Source organism: Microbacterium sp. 4-7 (genome assembly GCF_014332665.1).
GTDB lineage: Bacteria > Actinomycetota > Actinomycetes > Actinomycetales > Microbacteriaceae > Microbacterium.
In genome coordinates this window covers 64,620-82,553 of sequence record NZ_MCRH01000009.1, presented here as the reverse complement: position 1 = coordinate 82,553, position 17,934 = coordinate 64,620, and the positions used below count along the sequence as shown (strand labels likewise).

Annotated in this window: 17 protein-coding genes; 7 read left to right on the top strand and 10 right to left on the bottom strand. The window is 70.0% G+C overall.

All coding sequences use genetic code 11. From position 1 onward, the window contains the following. Positions 1–70: 70 nt before the first annotated feature. From BEP68_RS17730 to BEP68_RS17710, 5 genes are all read right to left on the bottom strand, one after another. Complete coding sequence (locus BEP68_RS17730) at positions 71–829, bottom strand: sugar phosphate isomerase/epimerase family protein (protein WP_187250749.1); 759 nt, start codon at positions 827–829, stop codon at positions 71–73. A gap of 518 nt (positions 830–1,347) precedes the next feature. Then, positions 1,348–2,211, bottom strand: a complete 864-nt coding sequence (locus BEP68_RS17725) for a sugar phosphate isomerase/epimerase family protein (protein ID WP_053097755.1) — start codon at positions 2,209–2,211, stop codon at positions 1,348–1,350. Next, positions 2,208–3,380 (bottom strand): dihydrodipicolinate synthase family protein, encoded by a 1,173-nt coding sequence (locus BEP68_RS17720; protein WP_056279283.1) that lies wholly within the window; start codon positions 3,378–3,380, stop codon positions 2,208–2,210. Before BEP68_RS17720 ends, BEP68_RS17725 begins: the two co-directional genes overlap by 4 nt. Before the next feature lie 2 nt (positions 3,381–3,382). Further along, positions 3,383–4,546: a Gfo/Idh/MocA family protein gene (locus BEP68_RS17715; RefSeq protein WP_053097757.1), complete on the bottom strand. Its 1,164-nt coding sequence runs from the start codon at positions 4,544–4,546 to the stop codon at positions 3,383–3,385. A gap of 262 nt (positions 4,547–4,808) precedes the next feature. After that, positions 4,809–5,762 (bottom strand): LacI family DNA-binding transcriptional regulator, encoded by a 954-nt coding sequence (locus tag BEP68_RS17710; RefSeq protein WP_187250797.1) that lies wholly within the window; start codon positions 5,760–5,762, stop codon positions 4,809–4,811. Between the two features lie 158 nt (positions 5,763–5,920). On the opposite strand from BEP68_RS17710, the gene galT reads away from it, so the two are divergent. The 3 genes from galT to galE all read left to right on the top strand — a co-directional run bounded on the left by galT (position 5,921) and on the right by galE (position 9,406). Then, positions 5,921–7,141 carry a galactose-1-phosphate uridylyltransferase gene (gene galT / locus BEP68_RS17705; protein ID WP_053097758.1) on the top strand — a complete coding sequence of 407 codons (1,221 nt, stop codon included), beginning with the start codon at positions 5,921–5,923 and terminating at the stop codon, positions 7,139–7,141. Further along, a complete protein-coding gene (galK, locus tag BEP68_RS17700; protein WP_187250748.1) occupies positions 7,138–8,334 on the top strand; it encodes a galactokinase in 1,197 nt (398 codons plus the stop codon). Before galT ends, galK begins: the two co-directional genes overlap by 4 nt. A 94-nt stretch (positions 8,335–8,428) precedes the next feature. Further along, positions 8,429–9,406: a UDP-glucose 4-epimerase GalE gene (gene galE, locus BEP68_RS17695; RefSeq protein ID WP_053097760.1), complete on the top strand. Its 978-nt coding sequence runs from the start codon at positions 8,429–8,431 to the stop codon at positions 9,404–9,406. Between the two features lie 6 nt (positions 9,407–9,412). On the opposite strand, the gene BEP68_RS17690 is transcribed toward galE, so the two are convergent. Genes BEP68_RS17690 through BEP68_RS17680 form a run of 3 tightly spaced genes read right to left on the bottom strand, consistent with a single transcriptional unit; the run spans position 9,413 to position 12,779 of the window. Beyond that, the gene (locus BEP68_RS17690) at positions 9,413–10,738 is read right to left on the bottom strand and encodes an MFS transporter (RefSeq protein ID WP_187250747.1); all 1,326 of its coding nucleotides are present in this window, start codon (positions 10,736–10,738) and stop codon (positions 9,413–9,415) included. Further along, a complete protein-coding gene (locus tag BEP68_RS17685) occupies positions 10,735–11,643 on the bottom strand; it encodes a polysaccharide deacetylase family protein (RefSeq protein ID WP_056279274.1) in 909 nt (302 codons plus the stop codon). Before BEP68_RS17685 ends, BEP68_RS17690 begins: the two co-directional genes overlap by 4 nt. Beyond that, positions 11,640–12,779, bottom strand: coding sequence for an ROK family protein (locus BEP68_RS17680; protein WP_072591897.1), 1,140 nt, complete (start codon positions 12,777–12,779; stop codon positions 11,640–11,642). The genes BEP68_RS17685 and BEP68_RS17680 overlap by 4 nt, the downstream gene beginning before the upstream one ends. Positions 12,780–12,936: 157 nt before the next feature. Between BEP68_RS17680 and BEP68_RS17675 the strand changes: the two genes are divergently transcribed. After that, complete coding sequence (locus BEP68_RS17675) at positions 12,937–13,224, top strand: hypothetical protein (protein WP_053097764.1); 288 nt, start codon at positions 12,937–12,939, stop codon at positions 13,222–13,224. 14 nt (positions 13,225–13,238) lie between these two features. Here BEP68_RS17675 and BEP68_RS17670 read toward each other — a convergent pair whose 3' ends face one another. Beyond that, complete coding sequence (locus BEP68_RS17670) at positions 13,239–14,672, bottom strand: gamma-aminobutyraldehyde dehydrogenase (protein ID WP_187250746.1); 1,434 nt, start codon at positions 14,670–14,672, stop codon at positions 13,239–13,241. A gap of 100 nt (positions 14,673–14,772) precedes the next feature. On the opposite strand from BEP68_RS17670, the gene BEP68_RS17665 reads away from it, so the two are divergent. The 3 genes from BEP68_RS17665 to BEP68_RS17655 are packed head-to-tail and all read left to right on the top strand — an operon-like array spanning position 14,773 to position 17,019. Continuing rightward, positions 14,773–15,240, top strand: coding sequence for an Lrp/AsnC family transcriptional regulator (locus tag BEP68_RS17665; RefSeq protein ID WP_053097765.1), 468 nt, complete (start codon positions 14,773–14,775; stop codon positions 15,238–15,240). A 28-nt stretch (positions 15,241–15,268) separates the two neighbouring features. Further along, entirely contained in the window at positions 15,269–16,675 is a 1,407-nt protein-coding gene (locus BEP68_RS17660) for an NAD(P)/FAD-dependent oxidoreductase (protein WP_187250745.1), read from the top strand. Next, a complete protein-coding gene (locus BEP68_RS17655) occupies positions 16,672–17,019 on the top strand; it encodes a cupin domain-containing protein (protein WP_187250744.1) in 348 nt (115 codons plus the stop codon). Before BEP68_RS17660 ends, BEP68_RS17655 begins: the two co-directional genes overlap by 4 nt. A gap of 30 nt (positions 17,020–17,049) precedes the next feature. On the opposite strand, the gene BEP68_RS17650 is transcribed toward BEP68_RS17655, so the two are convergent. After that, positions 17,050–17,829 (bottom strand): CPBP family intramembrane glutamic endopeptidase, encoded by a 780-nt coding sequence (locus BEP68_RS17650; RefSeq protein ID WP_222839524.1) that lies wholly within the window; start codon positions 17,827–17,829, stop codon positions 17,050–17,052. Between the last annotated feature and the right edge of the window lie 105 nt (positions 17,830–17,934).

Here is a 17,934-nt window from a genome sequence, read left to right as displayed (position 1 = left end):
CCCTGAGCATACTGCGCGGTGAGGGCGATGCCGGGGAGGGTCCGGCGACCGGGCTGCGGGGGCGCATGGCTCAGAGGGAGAGGTAGGCGCGCAGCGTCGCCGCCTCGCCACGCAGCAGCGTCGGATCATCGCCGGGTACGAACTCGAGCAGCGCATCGCGGGGCGGAGTCGTCGCGGACAGCGCCTCCGCGAAGAAGCGGGTCCACAGGGCATCCCTCGCTCGCAGCGGAAGCCTCTCGTGATCCGGCCACCACGAGAACACGTGCGCGGCGCTGACCCGGTCGGCGATCGCGCGGTACTCGTCGAGCACCGCATCGACCGTGGCACCGACCGTCGGCTGCCAGTACGAGCTGAGCGTCGGCCGAGCCACCTCGTCGAGCACCCGCAGCGTCGTCGGGGCGGTGTCGGCGAGCGTCCCGGAGTGGAACTCGAGCGCGAGCGAGATTCCCCGGGCGGCGGCCTCATCGACAGCATCCTGCAATCGGGCGATCGTCGACGCCCAGTCCTGCGGCGACGCCTCGTCGGACCCGATCGGCCCTGCCCAGACGCGCACGCGATCGACACCGAGCGCCTCGGCGGTGTCGAGCACGGGGGTGATCGGCTCATCGGTACCGGCACGGAAGTACGAGCCGTAGGAGCACGCGACGAGCCCGGCATCCGTCGTGAGCGTCGCGACCCTCGCGGCCTTCTCGACGTCGCCGGGCAGCACGTGCGAATCGGCTCCCCACTCGATGACCTCGAGTCGGGCGTCGGCAGCGAGGTCGACCACCTGTTCGGCGCTCAGCGACCGGAAGGTCACCGAGCAGAGTCCTGGGCGGATCTTCGTCATGACGTCATCCTCTCAATCGTTCGGCGGGGTGTCTCGGGGCTTGCGCCGTGCGCGACCGCCGCGTACAGGTGGGCGGTTCCCGGGTGGGGATCCGGTCTTCGGCGGCGTCCGGACCGGTCCGGTCTTGTCCGGTCCGGTCCGGTCCCGTCGGACGAGAAGACCGCCGTGCCCCGTCCCATCTGCAGGACCCGGGCACGGATGCAGGACAGAAACGGTGTCACGGCCCTGCATCCGTGCTCGGGTCCTGCACGTGCTCCGGCGAACGGTCCGGTCCGGTCCGGTCTTTTCCGGTCCGGTCTTTTCCGGTCCGGTCCCGTCGGACGAGAAGACCGCCGCACCCCGTCCCGTCTGCAGGACCCAGGCACGGATGCAGGACGGAAACGGTGTCACGGCCCTGCATCCGTGCTCGGGTCCTGCAGACGGTGGAAGCGTGGCCCACTCGCGGACGTTCGCGGCCGGTGCCCGACCGGATCCCGGTGCCCGACCGGACCCCGACCCCGACCGGATCCCGGCGGACGTCAGCGCAGATGCGGCGAGATCGCGGTGCCGAAGGTCTCGGCCGTACGGCGGACGACGTGCTCGGGAGCGTCCGCCCAGATGTCGGCGTTGAAGATCTCGACCTCGATGTCACGGTCGTATCCGGTGTCGATCACGGCCCGCGTGAGCGAGCCGAAGTCGATCACGCCGTCACCCGTGTAGTGCCGCGACAGCAGCACATCGGCGGCGAGCGGGGTCTTCCAGTCGCACACCTGGTACGTCGCGATGCGCCCCTCGCGGCCGGCGCGCGTGATCTGCTCGAGCACCTGCGGATCCCACCAGATGTGGAACGTGTCCACCGCCGCGCCCACGACGTCGGCATCGAAATCGGCCGCGATGTCGAGCGCCTGCCCGAGCGTCGAGACGACCGCGCGGTCGGAGGCGTACATCGGATGCAGGGGCTCGATCGCCAGCGTCACGCCCGCCGCCTTCGCGTCGGACGCGAGCACGCCGATCGCGTCGCGCACACGCTCGCGCGCGCCGATCAGATCGCGCGATCCCACCGGGATGCCGCCGGCCACGAGCACGAGCACGGCCGTCGATCCGTCGGCGCCCGCGGCGGCGAGGGTCGCGGTCTCCTCGATCGCTCGGCGGTTGTCGTCGAGCGCAGCGATGCGATCCGGCCCCTCCGGAAGGGTGAAGAAACCACCGCGGCAGTGGGTCGTGAAGCGCAGCCCCGAATCGGCGAGCATCTGCGCAGCGACGTCGAGCCCGACCTCGTTCACGGGCTCGCGCCACAGGCCGATCGCCTGGATGCCGGCATCCGCCGTCACCCGCAGCGCCGTCGCGAGGTCTGCGTGCTTGATCGTGGCCTGGTTGATCGACAGGCGCGGGTCGACGGTCACAGGTCCACTCCGTTCAGGCGCAGCATCCCGTGCCAGCGCTCGCGAGCGAGTTCGGGATTCTCGAGGGCGAGCGACGCGTTCGCCAGCTCGACGATGCGGCTGAGGTGCGGAAGGCTGCGCGCCGAGTGCAGTCCGCCGACCATCTGGAACGCGGGCTGGTGCCCGTTGAGCCAGGCGAGGAAGGCGACACCGGTCTTGTAATAGAAGGTCGGCGCGGCGAACACCTGGCGGCTGAGCTCTTCGGTCGGGCCGAGGATCTCGAGGTAGAGCTCGGGGTCCCCGGCATCGAGCGCCTGGATCGCCGCGGAGGCGACCGGAGTGATGGCCGCGAACGCGCCGAGCAGCGCGTCGGAGTGCCCGTCACCCTGCCCCACGGTGTCTCCGCCGATGAGGCCGACGTAGTTGAAGTCGTCGCCGGTGAACATGCGCACACCCTGCGGCAGTCGCTCGCGCACCGAGATCTCCGACTCGGCGTTCAGGAGGCTCATCTTCACGCCGGCGACCTTGTCGGGGTTCTCGGCGATCACGTCGAGCAGCACAGCGGATGCCGTCTGCCAGTCGTCCGCGCCGAAGTACCCGGCGAGCTCGGGGTCGAAAGCCGTGCCGAGCCAGTGCAGCACGACCGGGACGGTGGCCGCCGAGAGCACCTCGCGATAGACGCGACGGTAGTCGTCGGCGTTCTCAGCGACACGGGCGAGGTGGCGAGAGGCCATGAGCACCGGGCCCGCCCCCTGCTCCTCGGTGAAGTGCAGCTGCTCCTTGTAGGCGTCGATCACCTGGTCGAGCGAGATGTGCGACTCGGCGACGTGATCGGTGTTGACGCCGACCACGACCGAGCCGCCCTCCTCGCGGGCGACCTCGGCGCTGCGCGCGATGAGCTCGCGCGTCGCCGCGGCATCCAGCCCCATGTTCCGCTGAGCGGTGTCCATGGCGTCGGCGACGCCCAGACCCCACGAGTACACGTTGCGGCGGAACGCCAGAGTCGAGTCCCAGTCGATGTCGGCGGGCTGCCCCGGGGTGTTGTCGGCGTGCACCTTCGGCACGACGTGGGCTGCGGCGTACGCGACGCGGCTCTGCAGCGGAGAGGCCGGACGCGTGTACCCGCCGCCCTCGCGCAGTTCGGCATCCGTCACCGCGCCCGCGGCGTCGAGAAGTCGGAGAGTGGTCATGCTCAGCCCAGCGTCAGCGGGGTGAGCGCGACCTTGCGGCCTTCGGCGCTGGAGGTCAGCCCCGCCTCGGCGAACTGCACGCCGCGGGCGCCCGAGAGCAGGTCGAAGGGGTACTTCGTGCCCTCGACGAACGAGACCAGGTACTCCTCCCACTGCTGACGGAAGCCGTTGAGGAAGACGTCGTTGGTCGGGACGTTCTGCCAGTCGGCGTCGTAGTCGTGGCTGTCTTCGAGGTCGGGGTTCCAGACCGGCTTCGGAGTCGCGTTGCGGGGCTGGATCTTCGCGCCGAAGAGTCCGACGACCGCGGATCCGTGGGTGCCGTCGACCTGGAACTCGACGAGCTCGTCGCGGTTGACGCGCACCGTCCAGCTGGAGTTGATCTCGGCGACGATGCCGCCCTCGATCTCGAAGATGCCGTACGCGGCATCTTCGGCGGTGGCGGTGTAGTGCTCGCCGTTCTCGTCCCAGCGGTCCGCGATGTGCACGGCGGCCTGCGCGTAGACGCTCTTGACCTCGCCGAACAGGTTCTCGAGCACGTAGTTCCAGTGCGGGAACATGTCGACGATGATGCCGCCGCCGTCTTCGGTGCGGTAGTTCCAGCTGGGGCGCTGCGCGGGCTGCCAGTCGCCCTCGAAGACCCAGTAGCCGAACTCGCCGCGCACCGAGAGGATGCGGCCGAAGAAACCGGAGTCGATGAGGCGCTTGAGCTTCTGCAGGCCCGGCAGGTAGAGCTTGTCGTGCACGACGCCGGTCTTGACGCCGGCCTCGTCCGCGAGACGCGCGAGCTCGAGGGCCTCGTCGAGCGACTCGGCGGTCGGCTTCTCGGTGTAGATCGCCTTGCCGGCCGCGATCGCCTTGCGAAGGGCCGAGGCGCGGGCCTTGGTCACGAGGAAATCGGCGTAGATCTCCCACTTCGGGTCGGCGAGCGCTGCGTCGAGGTCGGTCGTGTAGTCATCGATGCCGTGCTTCGCGGCGAGCTCGGCGAGCTTGGCCTCGTTGCGGCCGACAAGCAGCGGCTTGACCGTGATGCGGGATCCGTCGGGCAGCTCGATGCCGCCCTGGTCGCGGATCGCGAGGATCGACCGCACGAGGTGCTGCCGGTAGCCCATGCGCCCGGAGACGCCGTTCATGATGATCCCGATCTCGCGGGGTGTCGCCTGTGACATTGCTGGTCCGTTCTGTGGGAAGCCGGTGCGCCGGTCGCCCGATGTGGGTAAGCGCTTTCCGTCAGCATGCCACGACTCCGTCGGGCGCGCAAGCGGCGGGTGGAAACCGCTATCCGGGTTCGCGGGGCGGTGGCGCGGCCGCCCCTGCCGCGTGAGTGGTCACCAACACATCTGAAGGGCGCGATTCACGTGCGTTTCTGGCCACGCACCGTAGGGGGCGCCCAGCGCGGGCGGGCGGGGCGCGGGGGCGGGCCGGCGCGGCTCAGCGCGTGCTGGAGCGTTCGACCAGAAGCGTCGGCACGACGACAGCGGATGCCGCACCGTCCGCGGCGCCCTCGATGTCGGCGACGAGCAGGTCGACGGCACGGTGCGCCAAGGCGGCGAAGTCCTGACGGATCGTCGTCAGCGGTGGGCGGTAGTTGGCGGCATCCGGCACGTCGTCGAAGCCGATGACGCTGACGTCCTCGGGAACCCGCCGCCCCGACTCGGCGAGCGCACGGAGGAGCCCGAGCGCCATCTGGTCGTTGGCGCAGAAGACGGCGGATGCTGCTCGCAGCGCCTCGCCCGCGGCGAACCCTGCCTCGGCGGTCCAGTCGCCGCGGACGACCTCGGTCGCCTCGACCCCGACCTCCGCGAGCGCCTTCCGCCATCCGCGCTCGCGCTCGGCGGCCGCGAACGAGTCGGCAGGCCCGGCGAGGTGGTGCACCGTCTCGTGTCCGAGGCCCAGCAGGTGAGCGGTCGCCGCAGCGGCGCCTCCGACATGGTCGCTGTGCACGACCGCGAGATCCGCAGACCCCGGGGCGTCGACGACCACGAGGCGCAGTCCCGGCGGCCGATCGGCTGCGGGTACCAGCGCCGACGCCTCGTTCAGCACGATCGCGCCGTCGACCTCCTGCTCGGCCAGGCGCTCGAAGGCGTCGGCCACGCTGTCGCCCGCGGTGACGAGGGTGAGGGCGTAGCCGCGTTCAGCCGCGGCCTCGGCGGTGGCCTGCAGCATCCGCGAGTTGCCGACCGTCGCGAGAGTGGTGACGACGAGTCCGATGGTCTGCGAGCGTCCGGTGCGCAGAGCGCGCGCTGCGCGGTGGGGGCGGTAGCCGAGCTCGGCCATCGCGGCTTCGACGCGCCGGCGGGTCGCGGGGTCGACGCGAGGGCTGGCGTTGACGACGCGCGACACGGTCTGACCCGAGACGCCGGCGCGGGAGGCGACCATCGCCATCGAGACACGACCGGACGGGGCCTGGCGGCGGCGCGGGCGCGCGGCGCCGCGACGCAGATCATCGTCGCGCAGCAGCTCGTCGTCCACGGGCAACCTCTCTACGCGCTCACAACTCCGGAATGTTGACGTTACCACGGCGCTGTGCGTACCATGTTTACGTGAACACGCCCGAATCTCCTGAGTTGCGAACCGAGACCCTCTCCGCCGGCATCGTCAAGCGCGCGACGACGCTCGCCGACGGCCGCGAACTGATCTACTTCGACGATCCCGACACGACGCTCGGCGCCGACCGCGCCGTCGACAGCCGCACGCTCGACGCCCGCGGCGAGACCGCCACGATGCGCCTCGATGTACTCACCGGCGACTGGATCACGGTCGCCGCCAACCGGCAGAACCGCGTGATGATGCCGAGCGCCGACGCCGATCCTCTCGCTCCGCAGTCGCCGACCAACCCCTCGGAGGTGCCGTCGCTCTACGACGTCGCCGTGTTCGAGAACCGCTCGCCCGCCTTCGGCCCCGCCCTCGCCGAGGCGACCGGCACCGCTCCTGAGGCGAGCAACCCTCCCCGCGGGCTCGACGATCTCGCCGCCCTCGGACTCGGCCGCACCCGCACCTCGGTCGGACGCTGCGAGGTCGTGTGCTTCAGCCCCGAGCACACCGGCTCGTTCGGCACCCAGTCGGTGACGCGCGCCCGCACGGTGATCGAGGCCTGGGCCGACCGCACCGCCGCCCTGTCGAAGCTGCCGGGCATCCAGCAGATCTTCCCGTTCGAGAACCGCGGCGAGGCCATCGGCGTCACGCTCCCCCACCCCCACGGCCAGATCTACGCCTACCCCTACGTGACGCCGCGCACCACGCGCCTGCTCGACTCGATCGACCGCACCGCGCCCGACCTGTTCCAGCACATCCTCGAGTCCGAGCAGGCATCCGAGAGGGTCGTCTTCCGCGGCGAGCACTGGACGGCATTCGTGCCCTTCGCCGCCCGCTGGCCGCTGGAGGTGCACCTCATGCCGCACCGCCACGTTCCGGACTTCGCCGAGACGACGGATGCCGAACGCGACGAGCTCGCGCCCCTCTATCTGCGACTGCTCCGCGGTGTCGACGCGCTCTACGACACCCCGACGCCCTACATCGCCGCCTGGCACCAGGCCCCGGTGAACGTCGGCCGAGACAGCGTGCGCCTGCACCTGCAGCTGACCAGCCCCCGCCGGGCGGCCGACAAGCTCAAGTTCCTCGCGGGATCCGAGGCCGCGATGTGGGCCTGGGCCGCCGAGGTCACCCCCGAGCAGGGTGCGGCCCGCATCCGCGAGGCCATCGCGAAGGCCGACGCCGCACACACCGCATCCGCAGACCAGAACGCAGACGAGGCATCCGCATGACCACCACCCAGGACGCCGCGCGCGCACTCTTCACCGACCTCACCGGTCGCACCCCCGAAGGCGTCTGGTCGGCGCCGGGGCGCGTGAACCTGATCGGCGAGCACACCGACTACAACGACGGATTCGTGCTGCCCTTCGCCATCCCGCATCGCACGGTCGCCGCCGTGGGAATCCGTGACGACCGCCGCATCCGCGTCGCCTCGACCTTCGCCGACGAGCCGGTCGAGGTCTCCCTCGACGACCTCGACGAGCTGTTCCCGACCCCGACCGGCACCGCGCCGCGCGTGCCCGAGTGGGCCGCCTACCCCCTCGGCGTCGCGTGGGCGCTGCGCCAGGCCGACGGTGTCGCTCCGTCCGCGGCCACCGGTTCAGGGCTCGACATCGCCATCGCGTCCGACGTGCCCGTGGGCGCGGGGCTCTCGTCGTCGGCGGCGATCGAGGGTGCCACGGCATCCGCGCTCAACGACCTCTGGGCCGCCGGGCTCGACCGCGTCGCCCTCGCCCGCGTCGGTCGGAAGGCCGAGAACGAGGCGGTCGGCGCCCCGACCGGCATCATGGACCAGATGGCGTCGATGCTCGGTGAGCCGGATGCCGCGATCTTCCTCGACTGCCGCTCGCTCGATGCGAACCTCGTGCGGGTCGGCATCGCCGAGGCCGGCCTCGCCATCCTCGTGATGGACACCCGGGTCAAGCACGCGCACTCCACGGGCGGATACGGCGAGCGCCGTGCGGCCTGCGAGCGCGGTGCCGCCATCATGGGCGTACCGAGCCTGCGCGACGTCTCGGTCGACGACCTGCCCCGCGCCGAGGAGCTCATGGACGACGTGACGTTCCGCCGCGTGCGGCACGTCGTCACCGAGAACCAGCGCGTGCTCGACACCGTGGTGGTGCTGCGCGAAGACGGTGCCCGTGCGATCGGCGACCTGCTCGTGGCCTCGCACGCCTCGATGCGCGACGACTTCGAGATCTCGGTCCCCGAGCTCGACACGGCGGTCGAGACGGCCCTCGCGGCCGGCGCACTCGGTGCTCGCATGACCGGCGGAGGCTTCGGCGGTGCGGCGATCGCGCTGGTCGAGCAGGACTCGGTGCAGCAGGTGACGGATGCCGTGTCGGCGGCGTTCGCCTCATCCGGTTTCACCTCCCCCGTGATCTTCACCGTCACGCCGTCGGCCGGAGCGCATCGCGACGCGTGACCGCTGCCCGCTCGACCACGTCGTGAACGAGCGGCCTCAGAGTCCGCCGATCGCGACCTGAGATACTGAACACTTCCCCACCCTGAGGAGCACAATGTCCTGGATCGTGACCGGCGGCGCCGGCTACATCGGCTCGCACGTCGTTCGCGCACTGGCGGATGCCGGGCTCACGCCCGTCGTCCTCGACGACCTCTCGAGCGGCGTCGCATCGTTCGTGCCCGAAGGCGTGGCTTTCGTGCAGGGCAGCATCCTCGACCGTGAACTGGTCGAGAAGGCGCTGCGCGATCACGACGCCGAGGGTGTCATCCACGTCGCCGGATACAAGTACGCCGGCGTCTCGGTGCAGCGCCCGCTGCACACCTACGCGCAGAACGTCGAGGGCACTCGGGTGATCCTCGAGGCGATGGATGCCGCGGGCGTCACCAACATCGTGTTCTCGTCGTCGGCGGCCGTGTTCGGCACTCCCGATGTGGCGCTCGTCGTCGAGGAGACCGCCAAGAAGCCGGCGAGCCCCTACGGCGAGTCCAAGCTCATCGGCGAGTGGCTGCTCCGTGACCAGGCGATCGCGACCGCCGACTCCGACAAGCCGCTGCGTCACACCTCGCTGCGCTACTTCAACGTGGTCGGCTCGGCCGACCCGTCGGTCTATGACGTGAGCCCGCACAACCTCTTCCCGATCGTGTTCGAGAAGCTCATCGCCGGCGAGACCCCCCGCATCAACGGCGACGACTACGACACCGAGGACGGCACCAACGTGCGCGACTACGTGCACGTCGGCGACATCGCCGCCGCCCACGTCGCGGCAGCGAAGCGTCTCGCCGGTGGCGAGCCGATCGAGGCCGCGTACAACCTCGGCTCGGGCGACGGCCTCAGCGTGAAGCAGATCATGGACGCGGTCGCACGCGTCACGGGCATCGACTTCACCCCTGAGATCGGCCCTCGGCGTCCGGGAGACCCCGACCGCATCGTCGCGACCGGCGAGCTCGCCGCGCGTGACCTCGACTGGAAGATGCGATACACGGTCGACGAGATGGTGCGCACGGGCTGGGAGGCCCGTCAGGCCGCGTCCTGACGTCGGTCAGAGATCGCGCGTGCGGATCGGGTAGAGCCAGAAGCACAGCCACGCGAAGGCGGCGAAGACGAGCGGGACCACCGCGACCATGACGCGGATCCCGCCATCGACGGCCTCCGGCTGCGCATCGCCGAGCGAGGCGTCGAAGCCGGATGCCGTGAGCACCACCGCCGCCACGACGGCCTGCAGCACGACCGAGCCGCGTACGACGAAGCCGTTCACCCCGAAATACGCGCCCTCGCGTCGATGACCGGTGCGCGTGGCGTCCTCGTCGATGATCTGGGCGAGCACGACCTCGAGCAGCTGCAGCAGACCGCCGACGCCGACGCCCACCGCGACGCCGATGAGCGCCGCGGCGAGCACGGTCGACGGCAGCAGGTAGCCGAGCACGGAGATCCCGAACACGGCGACGCTCCACAGCAGCGCGGCGCGGGGTGAGGTGCGGCGCACGATCGCGCTCCACAGCACGATCGACGGGATGGCTGTGACGAAGATCGCCCCCAGCAGCAGGCTCGCCTCTCCCTCGGCGGCGCCCAGCGAGTAGCGCACGTAGAACGGCAGCGCCGCGAGGATGACGGCGATCGAGGTCTGGATGAACAGCGAGCCGAGCACGTAGGGCACGAACGCCCGGTTCGCGAACGTGTACTTCAGCTGGTCGCCCCAGCGCATCGCCTCGGATGCGGCCTCGGGCACTCGACGCTCGATCATGCCGCCGAAGAACGACCAGACGAGCAGCACGAGGCAGACGGCCGAGAGCACGAGGGCCATTCCCGGCCAGCCGATCGAGTCGTACAGCGCAGGGGCACCCGCGGTGCCGAGCACCATGCCGAGGATCGCGAAGATCTGCCGGGGCACGTTGCCGCGCGCCCGCTCATCGGTGGTGCGGAAGATCTCGGGGAACAGCGCCGAGATGTTCAGCACGACCACGACGAAGGCGATGTCGTACACCGCCACCACGATCAGGAACCAGACGATCAGCCCGGCGGTCGGCAGCTCCGGCGGCATCCACACCAGCGCGAAGGCGACCACGAGCGGCACGATGCCGAGACCGATCCATGGGATGCGGCGGCCCCACGGCGTGCGGATGCGGTCGGACAGCGCCCCGACGACCGGGTTGAGCACCGCGTTCAGCACGCCGTGCGCGATCATCGCCGCGGCCACCCATGCTGGCGCGACTCCGAGGTGGCTGACGTAGAAGTAGACGACGAACGCCGAGAACGTCTGCGCCATGAGCTGGGTCGGGAACCCCGATGCTCCGAACGCGATGGCCTGAGCCCTCGTGGGGGCGGCGTCGAGTCGTCGGTCGCGCAGCCGCGTCGTCAGCGAGGTCATGCGCGTCGGCTCCGCTGCAGATCGCGCAGATCTCGCCATCCGAGCCGCACCAGTCCCTCGTCGGCGAACACCTGCAGCACCTCGGGGTCGGAGAGCAGGCGAAGCTCGTGCCCGCGTTTGGCCGCACCGAAGTCGACGGCCGCGCGCAGCTCGTCGTCGTCGACCATCGGATGCAGGTAGATCTCGGTCACTCCGGCCGGAACCGCGCGCAGCAGCGCGATGAACCCGTCGCGCACCTGTTCGTACGACTCGTCCGGAGCCTCTTCGAACGGGTGGCTCCACAGCCGATCGATGATCTCGACGCCGAGCGCGTCGGCGGCGGCCGAGGCCTCGGCGAGCTTCGCCTGCAGGGCGGCGTCGTCGCCGGTCCCGTCCATGCTGCGCGGCAGCCGGAACGGCAGGCCGTTGCGGGCGGCGAGCTCGAACACCGGGCCGAGGAAGTCCCGCCCGGTCAGCAGACCGTAGACAGACCCCATGTGGTTGTCGAGATGCGTCACGTCGACCCCGGCATCCAGCGCCGTCTGCAGCTGTGCGGCGATCTCGGCGGTGACGTCGTCGACCGACGCGAGCTCTTCGATCGCGAGAACGCCGGCGGGAAAGTACCCCGCGTCGTCGACGAGGGTGGTGTCGGTGCCGGTCAGGGGCCGCCAGCGGTAGTCGGTCCACTCGCTCGTGAGCACGAGGTGCACGCCGACGTCGAGGTCGGCGCGCGAGGCCGCGAAAGCGAGCGCCTCGGGTGCCCACGCGCACGGCACCATGAGCGTCGTCGAGTCGATGTGCCCCGCATCGAGCAGCTGCATGATCGCCGTGTTGGCCGCGTGGCACATGCCGAAGTCGTCGGCGTTGATGATCACGCCCCTGGCTCCCGGCGCAAGGCCGAGGCGATCCGCGAGGTCCGAGGTCATCGCCGACTCCTGTCCGATGCGGGAAGCAACCGCGAGAACACGGTCGCGCGAAGAGCGGATGCCGCCTCACCGACTGCGCCGACCAGCGGCGCCTCCGGGCCGAACGACGAGACGAGGAGGGTGAGCGGGAGCTGCGGGGCGAGCTCTTCGGCGAAGGCGACCGCTGCTCGGGCCAGCGCCGGGTGGGCGGCCGTGCCGCTGAGGAGGAACGCCTCGGGGTCGAGCACGAGCGCGATGCTGCCCGCGATCAGGGTGAGCCTGCGTCCCATCTCGGCGGCCATGGCGAGTGCGGCCGGATCGCCGGCGGAGGCAGCGTCGAGATGCTGGTCGATCGTCTCGTCCGGGTCACGCCCGTTCGCCAGGGCGAGGTCGCGCACGACGGCGTCACCGAGCACGGGAGCGCCGATCGGCAGCGGACTCTGCGGCAGATACATGACCTCGCCGGCCACGCCCGAGAAGCCCCGGTGCAGGGAGCCGTCGATCACGATGCCGGCGCCGAGTCCGTCGTCGAGGAGCAGCAGCGCGAAGCTGCTGAGCGCCGCGCCGGCGCCCTCGGAGAGCTCGGCGAGCGCCGCGAGATTGACGTCGTTCTCGACCCGCACCGGGCAGCCGAGGCGCGTCGACAGGGCGTTCTTGAATGCGCCGCCGTCGGGACCCTGATCATCTCGGATGCCCCCGTCGGCGGTGACGATGCCCGGGATGCCGACGACCGCGAGCAGCAGCGGACCGGCCACGGCCCTCTGACAGGCGTCGATGAGCCCGGCGATGTGCTGCACGCGGTCCCCGCGCACGGGGAAGGCGGCGTGGCTCTCGGCCCGCACGGCTCCGGTCGGGTCGACCAACGCGACGTGGGCGGCGTGGGCGTCGACGTGCACTGCGGCAGCGAGTCCGAGATGTGGATGCAGCGAGACGCGCCCTGCTGCCGGTCCCCGCGTGTCACGGTCGACGCCCGCAGCGGCGACCGCCGACGATGATTCGAGCATCCGCAGCACCTGCGTCACCGCAGTGCGAGAGAGACCGGTCTCGGCGACCAGTTCGGCGCGGGTGAGCGGGCCTCGGCGCGCGAGCGTCTCGAGGATCGCGCGGCCGTTGAGTGTTCGGAGCAGGGTCTGGGGCCCCGCAAGTGGTCGTGCCAAGTTGATCCCCCCGGATTCGACGTCCGCCCCAGCTTGACACATCGCGTCATACGTGTCGAGAGATCCGGACCCTGATCCGCGTCATGATCCACGGCCGTGCGCGTCTTGCTTCAGGGAGCCACCGCGGCCCCGTACGACCACAGGGAGGAGGCATCCGATGCGACCGACCATCCCGCACCGGCTCGACCGACGTCCGTCGTCGCGCATCGACACTCCGACCCCGGCCGTGTACCCCTATGAGGTGACGGCCCTGCTGGAGCGCGGGTGGTGGGTGCTGCACGTCGCCGACCTCGACGTGCGCGGCGTCGCCGCGACGCTCGCCGAGGTCAGATCGGCCGCAGAGCTGCTGCTCGCGCGAGCGCTCGATGCCCCCGTCGGCAGTGTGCCGATGACGATCTCGGTGGTGCGGTTCACGCGAGGGTCGCTCATCCGCTCGCGCTGGTAGCCCGAGACCCGCCGTCAGTCCAGCGCGGACATCACATGCTTGATGCGCGTGTAGTCGTCGAAGCCGTACTGCGAGAGGTCTTTGCCGTAGCCCGAGTGCTTGAAACCGCCGTGAGGCATGTCGGAGACGAACGGGATGTGGGTGTTGATCCACACGCAGCCGAAGTCGAGGTCGCGCGAGAAGCGCATCGCGCGGGCATGATCGGTGGTCCACACCGAGGATGCGAGGGCGTAGGGCACGTCGTTCGCCATCTCGAGCGCCTGCTCCTCGGTCTCGAACGACTGCACGGTCAGCACCGGGCCGAAGATCTCGCCCTGCACGGCCTCGTCGTCCTGATGCAGACCCGACACGATGGTCGCCTCGAAGAAGTAGCCCTTCTCACCCTGACGCGCACCGCCGGTCTCGATCGTGGCGTGTGCAGGCAGGCGGTCGACGAAGCCCTGCACCTGAGCGAGCTGGGCAGCGCTGCTGAGGGGACCGTAGAGCACGCCCTCCTCGTGCGGGGCGCCCGTGCGGGCATCCGTCTTCGCCTTCTCGACGAGCGCGGCGACGAACTCGTCGTGCACAGACGAGTGCACGAGCACGCGGGTGGCCGCGGTGCAGTCCTGTCCGGCGTTGAAGAACGCGCCGGTGACGATGCCGGATGCCGCCTTGTCGAGGTTCGCATCGGGGAAGACGATCGCGGGCGCCTTGCCGCCGAGCTCGAGGTGCACCCGTTTGACGTCGTTCGCCGCCGATCGTGCGACGGCCATCCCGGCGCGCACGGATCCGGTGATGGCGACCATCTGCGGCGTCGGATGCTCGACCAGTGCCACGCCGGTGTCGCGGTCGCCGAGCACGACGTTGAGCGTGCCGGCGGGCGTGTGCAGCGCGACGATCTCGGCGAGCAGCAGGGTGGTCAGGGGCGTCGACTCGGCGGGCTTCAGCACCACCGTGTTGCCTGCGGCGAGCGCCGGGGCGATCTTCCACACGGCCATGTTCAGCGGATAGTTCCAGGGGGTGACCTGCCCGATCACGCCGATCGGCTCGCGGCGCACGAACGAGGTGTGGCCGGCGAGGTACTCCCCCGCCGCGCGTCCTTCGAGACTGCGGGCGGCTCCGGCGAAGAAGCGCAGCTGGTCGATCGACTGCAGGATCTCGTCGGTTACGAGGCTGGCACGCGGCTTGCCGGTGTCCTTCGACTCGAGGTCGGCGAACTCCTCGGCGCGGGTCTGCATCTCATCGGCGATGCGGAACAGCGCGAGCTGGCGATCGGCGGGAGTGGTGTCGCGCCAGATCGGGAACGCGGCGGATGCGGCGGCGTAAGCGGCGTCCACGTCGGAGGCGTCCGAGACCGGCAGCTCGCCGTAGGCCTCCTCGGTCACCGGGTCGATCAGCGGCATCCGCTTCTGTCCGCTCACGGGAACGTACTGCCCGCCGATGAAGTTCTGTAGGAGTTCTGTGGCCATGCTCGCCATGCTAGCGATCGGATCACGAATACAGAAGAGTGAAGTGATCTTAACGATGGAATCAGTTGCCAGGGAGCGCCGATCCTGTCAATATCGACACATGAGCACCACGCCGAAGCAGCCCGTGTTGGACGACATCTCGAAGCGGATCGTTGAGTTGCTGCAGGAGGACGGTCGACGGCCCTATGCCGAGATCGGCCGAGAGGTGGGGCTCAGCGAGGCGGCGGCGCGTCAGCGCGTGCAGCGGATGACCGAGGCGGGCATCATCCAGATCGTCGCGGTGACCGACCCGATGCAGCTCGGCTTCAACCGCATGTCGATGATCGGCATCCGCGTCACGGGCGACCCGCGGCTGATCGCGGAGGAGCTGACGAAGATCACCGAGCTCGCGTACGTCGTCGTCACGCTCGGCACGTTCGACATCCTCGTCGAGGCGGTGTGCGAGAGCGACAGCCACCTGCTCGATCTGATCGCGACCCGCATCCGTACGATTCCCGGTATCACGCACACGGAGAGCCTGCTCTACGCAGGGCTCTACAAAGACCTCTACAACTGGGGCACGCGCTGAGGCGCGGGTCCGGAACCAGGAGAACACCATGGGAACCACGGTCTTCGAACGTCGCCGCCCCGCGGATGCCGTGATCGATGCCTCGCTGCGCGACACCGCGTTCAGCGTGTTCTGGCTCGATGATGTCGAGCGCGTCTCGCACCCCGCGCTCACCGACCGCATCACCGCCGACCTCGCCATCGTCGGCGGGGGCTATGCCGGCCTCTGGACCGCCGTGCGTGCGAAGGAGCGCGACCCTGAGCGCCGAGTCGTGCTGCTCGAGGCGTCGCGCATCGCGTGGGCGGCGTCGGGCCGCAACGGAGGGTTCTGCGAGGCGAGCCTCACGCACGGACACGAGAACGGCCTCACGCGCTGGCCCGACGAGATCGACCGCCTGGAAGAGCTGGGGATCGAGAACCTCGACGGCATCGAAGAGACCGTGAAGCGGTACGGCATGGATGTCGACTTCGAGCGCACCGGCCAGCTGGCCGTCGCCGTCGAGCCGCACCAGGTCGAGTGGCTGCGCGAGGAGGAGGGATTCCTCGACCGCGAGGCCGTGCAGGCCGAGGTGCATTCCGACACGTTCCTCGCCGGCGCCTGGGAGCGCGATGCCTGTGCGCTCGTGCACCCCGCCAAGCTCGGTCTCGAGCTGGCGCGCGTCGCGGTCGAACTCGGGGTCGAGATCTACGAGCAGTCGCTCGTGCGCGAGGTCATCGGCGACGGATCGAGCGCGATCACGCTCGTCACACGTGACGGCGGGCAGGTGCGAGCGGATGCCGTGGCTCTCGCCACGAACGTCTTCCCCTCGCTGCTCAAGCGCAACCGCCTGATGACGGTTCCCGTCTACGACTACGTGCTCATGACCGAGCCGCTGACCGACGAGCAGCTGGCGTCGATCGGATGGTCGAACCGCCAGGGCCTGGCCGACAGCGCCAACCAGTTCCACTACTACCGCCTCACCGCCGACAACCGCATCCTGTTCGGCGGATACGACGCGGTCTACCATTTCGGCGGCAAGGTGCGACCCGAGTACGAGGATCGCGCCGAGAGCCACCGCAAGCTCGCCTCGCACTTCTTCACGACATTCCCCCAGCTCGAGGGGCTGCGCTTCACGCACCGGTGGGCGGGGGCGATCGACTCGTCGAGTCGCTTCTGCGCGTTCTTCGGCACCGCCCGCAAGGGACGCGTGACCTACGCGACCGGGTTCACCGGGCTCGGCGTCGGCGCCGCGCGCTTCGCCGCCGACGTGATGCTCGACAAGCTCTCGGGCGAGCCGACCGAGCGCACCGAGCTCGCGATGGTGCGCGAGAAGCCGATCCCGTTCCCGCCCGAGCCCGTCGCCTCGATCGGCGTCAACCTCGTGCGAGCCGCGATGAACCGGGCCGATCACAACGAGGGCAAGCGCAACCTGTTCCTCAAGACGCTGGATGCCGTCGGCATGGGCTTCGACTCGTGAGCGAGCTCGCGCCCGGAACCGGAGTCGATGCGGTGGCACTGCCGCTCGTGCACGAACCGCTGCCGGCCGACGACGTGCTCCTCGGACAGCCGACGACCGCCACGCATGCGTTGGCGATGCTCGGCGAGGTCGAGGTCGGTATCTGGGAGATGACGCCGGGCACGGCATCCGACACCGAGGTCGACGAGGTGTTCGTCGTGCTCTCAGGTCACGCCCGGATCGAGTTCGTCGAGCCGGCGCTGCCCGCGATCGAGGTCGACGCCGGGTCGGTCGTGCGCCTGGGCGCGGGCCAGCGAACCGTGTGGACGGTCACCGAGACGCTGCGCAAGATCTACATCGCCTGAGGAGTGACGGGGTCGCGCGAGCGCTTCCCCTCAGGCGCTCGCTGGCGCTGTCGACCTCGCTGCGGCGACCGGCTTCTCATCGGCGCCCTTGATCACCCAGTAGACGACGGCGACCGCGAGGATGCCGATCACCGGGCTCAGGAACGCGGCCCAGGCCGTGCCGAGCGGGGCGAAGCCGACCGCGAAGACTGAGACGTCCCAGAGGCCGTGCAAGGCCATCGCCCAGATGAGCGACCCGGTCACCCGACGCACGATGTAGAAGCAGGTGCCCGACATGGCGGCGAGCACCACCTGTCCGAGCGTGGGGCCGACGGGGGCGCCCAGCGCGGCGTTGATGATGTGCATCCCACCGAAGAGCAGGGAGGTGAGCAGCCACACCCACACCTCGGAGAGGCGTGAGCGGAGAGCCGTCAGCAGGAGCCCTCGTGACATCAGCTCTTCGCAGAATCCGACGGCGAGGCCAAGCGCGAGCAGCGACAGCAGGAATGACGCGTCGAACTTCGACCAGTCGGTGTTGAACAGGTTCGCGACAGCGACGACGAGCATGATCGCGGGCACGAAGATCGGCCACTTGTGGTGCGAGCGCGAGCGTTCGAACAGCGCGGGCTTCCACCATCCCAGAAGCCACGTGGTGATGGCGAGCAGCACCGCCCCGACCGCGAGATCGAGCACAGCCCCGCGCCAGGTGAACTCGGCGGAGGTGCCGATCTCGGTGTACGCCACCCCGCTCAGTTTCGACACGACGAAGATGACCGCGACGTAGCCGACGTAGATCGCGAGGCCGATCCAGACCCGGGGGGTGATGCGCATGTGCTGGTGCCTTTCCATCGGCGAGCGAGTTCCGATCACCCAACATATCGGTGGTGAGGGAGGAGATGGTGACGTCGGAGGGGCCACCGTTCTGGTGCTCGCCAC

Bases quoted from the DNA above. Each gene is read 5' to 3' on its own strand.
- BEP68_RS17690 (WP_187250747.1), bottom strand. From the start codon at position 10,738: ATGACCTCGCTGACGACGCGGCTGCGCGACCGACGACTCGACGCCGCC.
- galK (WP_187250748.1), top strand. From the start codon at position 7,138: ATGACCACCACCCAGGACGCCGCGCGCGCACTCTTCACCGACCTCACC.
- BEP68_RS17660 (WP_187250745.1), top strand. From the start codon at position 15,269: ATGGGAACCACGGTCTTCGAACGTCGCCGCCCCGCGGATGCCGTGATC.
- BEP68_RS17720 (WP_056279283.1), bottom strand. From the start codon at position 3,380: ATGACCACTCTCCGACTTCTCGACGCCGCGGGCGCGGTGACGGATGCC.
- galE (WP_053097760.1), top strand. From the start codon at position 8,429: ATGTCCTGGATCGTGACCGGCGGCGCCGGCTACATCGGCTCGCACGTC.
- BEP68_RS17710 (WP_187250797.1), bottom strand. From the start codon at position 5,762: ATGGCGATGGTCGCCTCCCGCGCCGGCGTCTCGGGTCAGACCGTGTCG.
- BEP68_RS17650 (WP_222839524.1), bottom strand. From the start codon at position 17,829: ATGCGCATCACCCCCCGGGTCTGGATCGGCCTCGCGATCTACGTCGGC.
- BEP68_RS17665 (WP_053097765.1), top strand. From the start codon at position 14,773: ATGAGCACCACGCCGAAGCAGCCCGTGTTGGACGACATCTCGAAGCGG.
- BEP68_RS17670 (WP_187250746.1), bottom strand. From the start codon at position 14,672: ATGGCCACAGAACTCCTACAGAACTTCATCGGCGGGCAGTACGTTCCC.
- BEP68_RS17715 (WP_053097757.1), bottom strand. From the start codon at position 4,546: ATGTCACAGGCGACACCCCGCGAGATCGGGATCATCATGAACGGCGTC.
- BEP68_RS17675 (WP_053097764.1), top strand. From the start codon at position 12,937: ATGCGACCGACCATCCCGCACCGGCTCGACCGACGTCCGTCGTCGCGC.
- BEP68_RS17685 (WP_056279274.1), bottom strand. From the start codon at position 11,643: ATGACCTCGGACCTCGCGGATCGCCTCGGCCTTGCGCCGGGAGCCAGG.
- BEP68_RS17730 (WP_187250749.1), bottom strand. From the start codon at position 829: ATGACGAAGATCCGCCCAGGACTCTGCTCGGTGACCTTCCGGTCGCTG.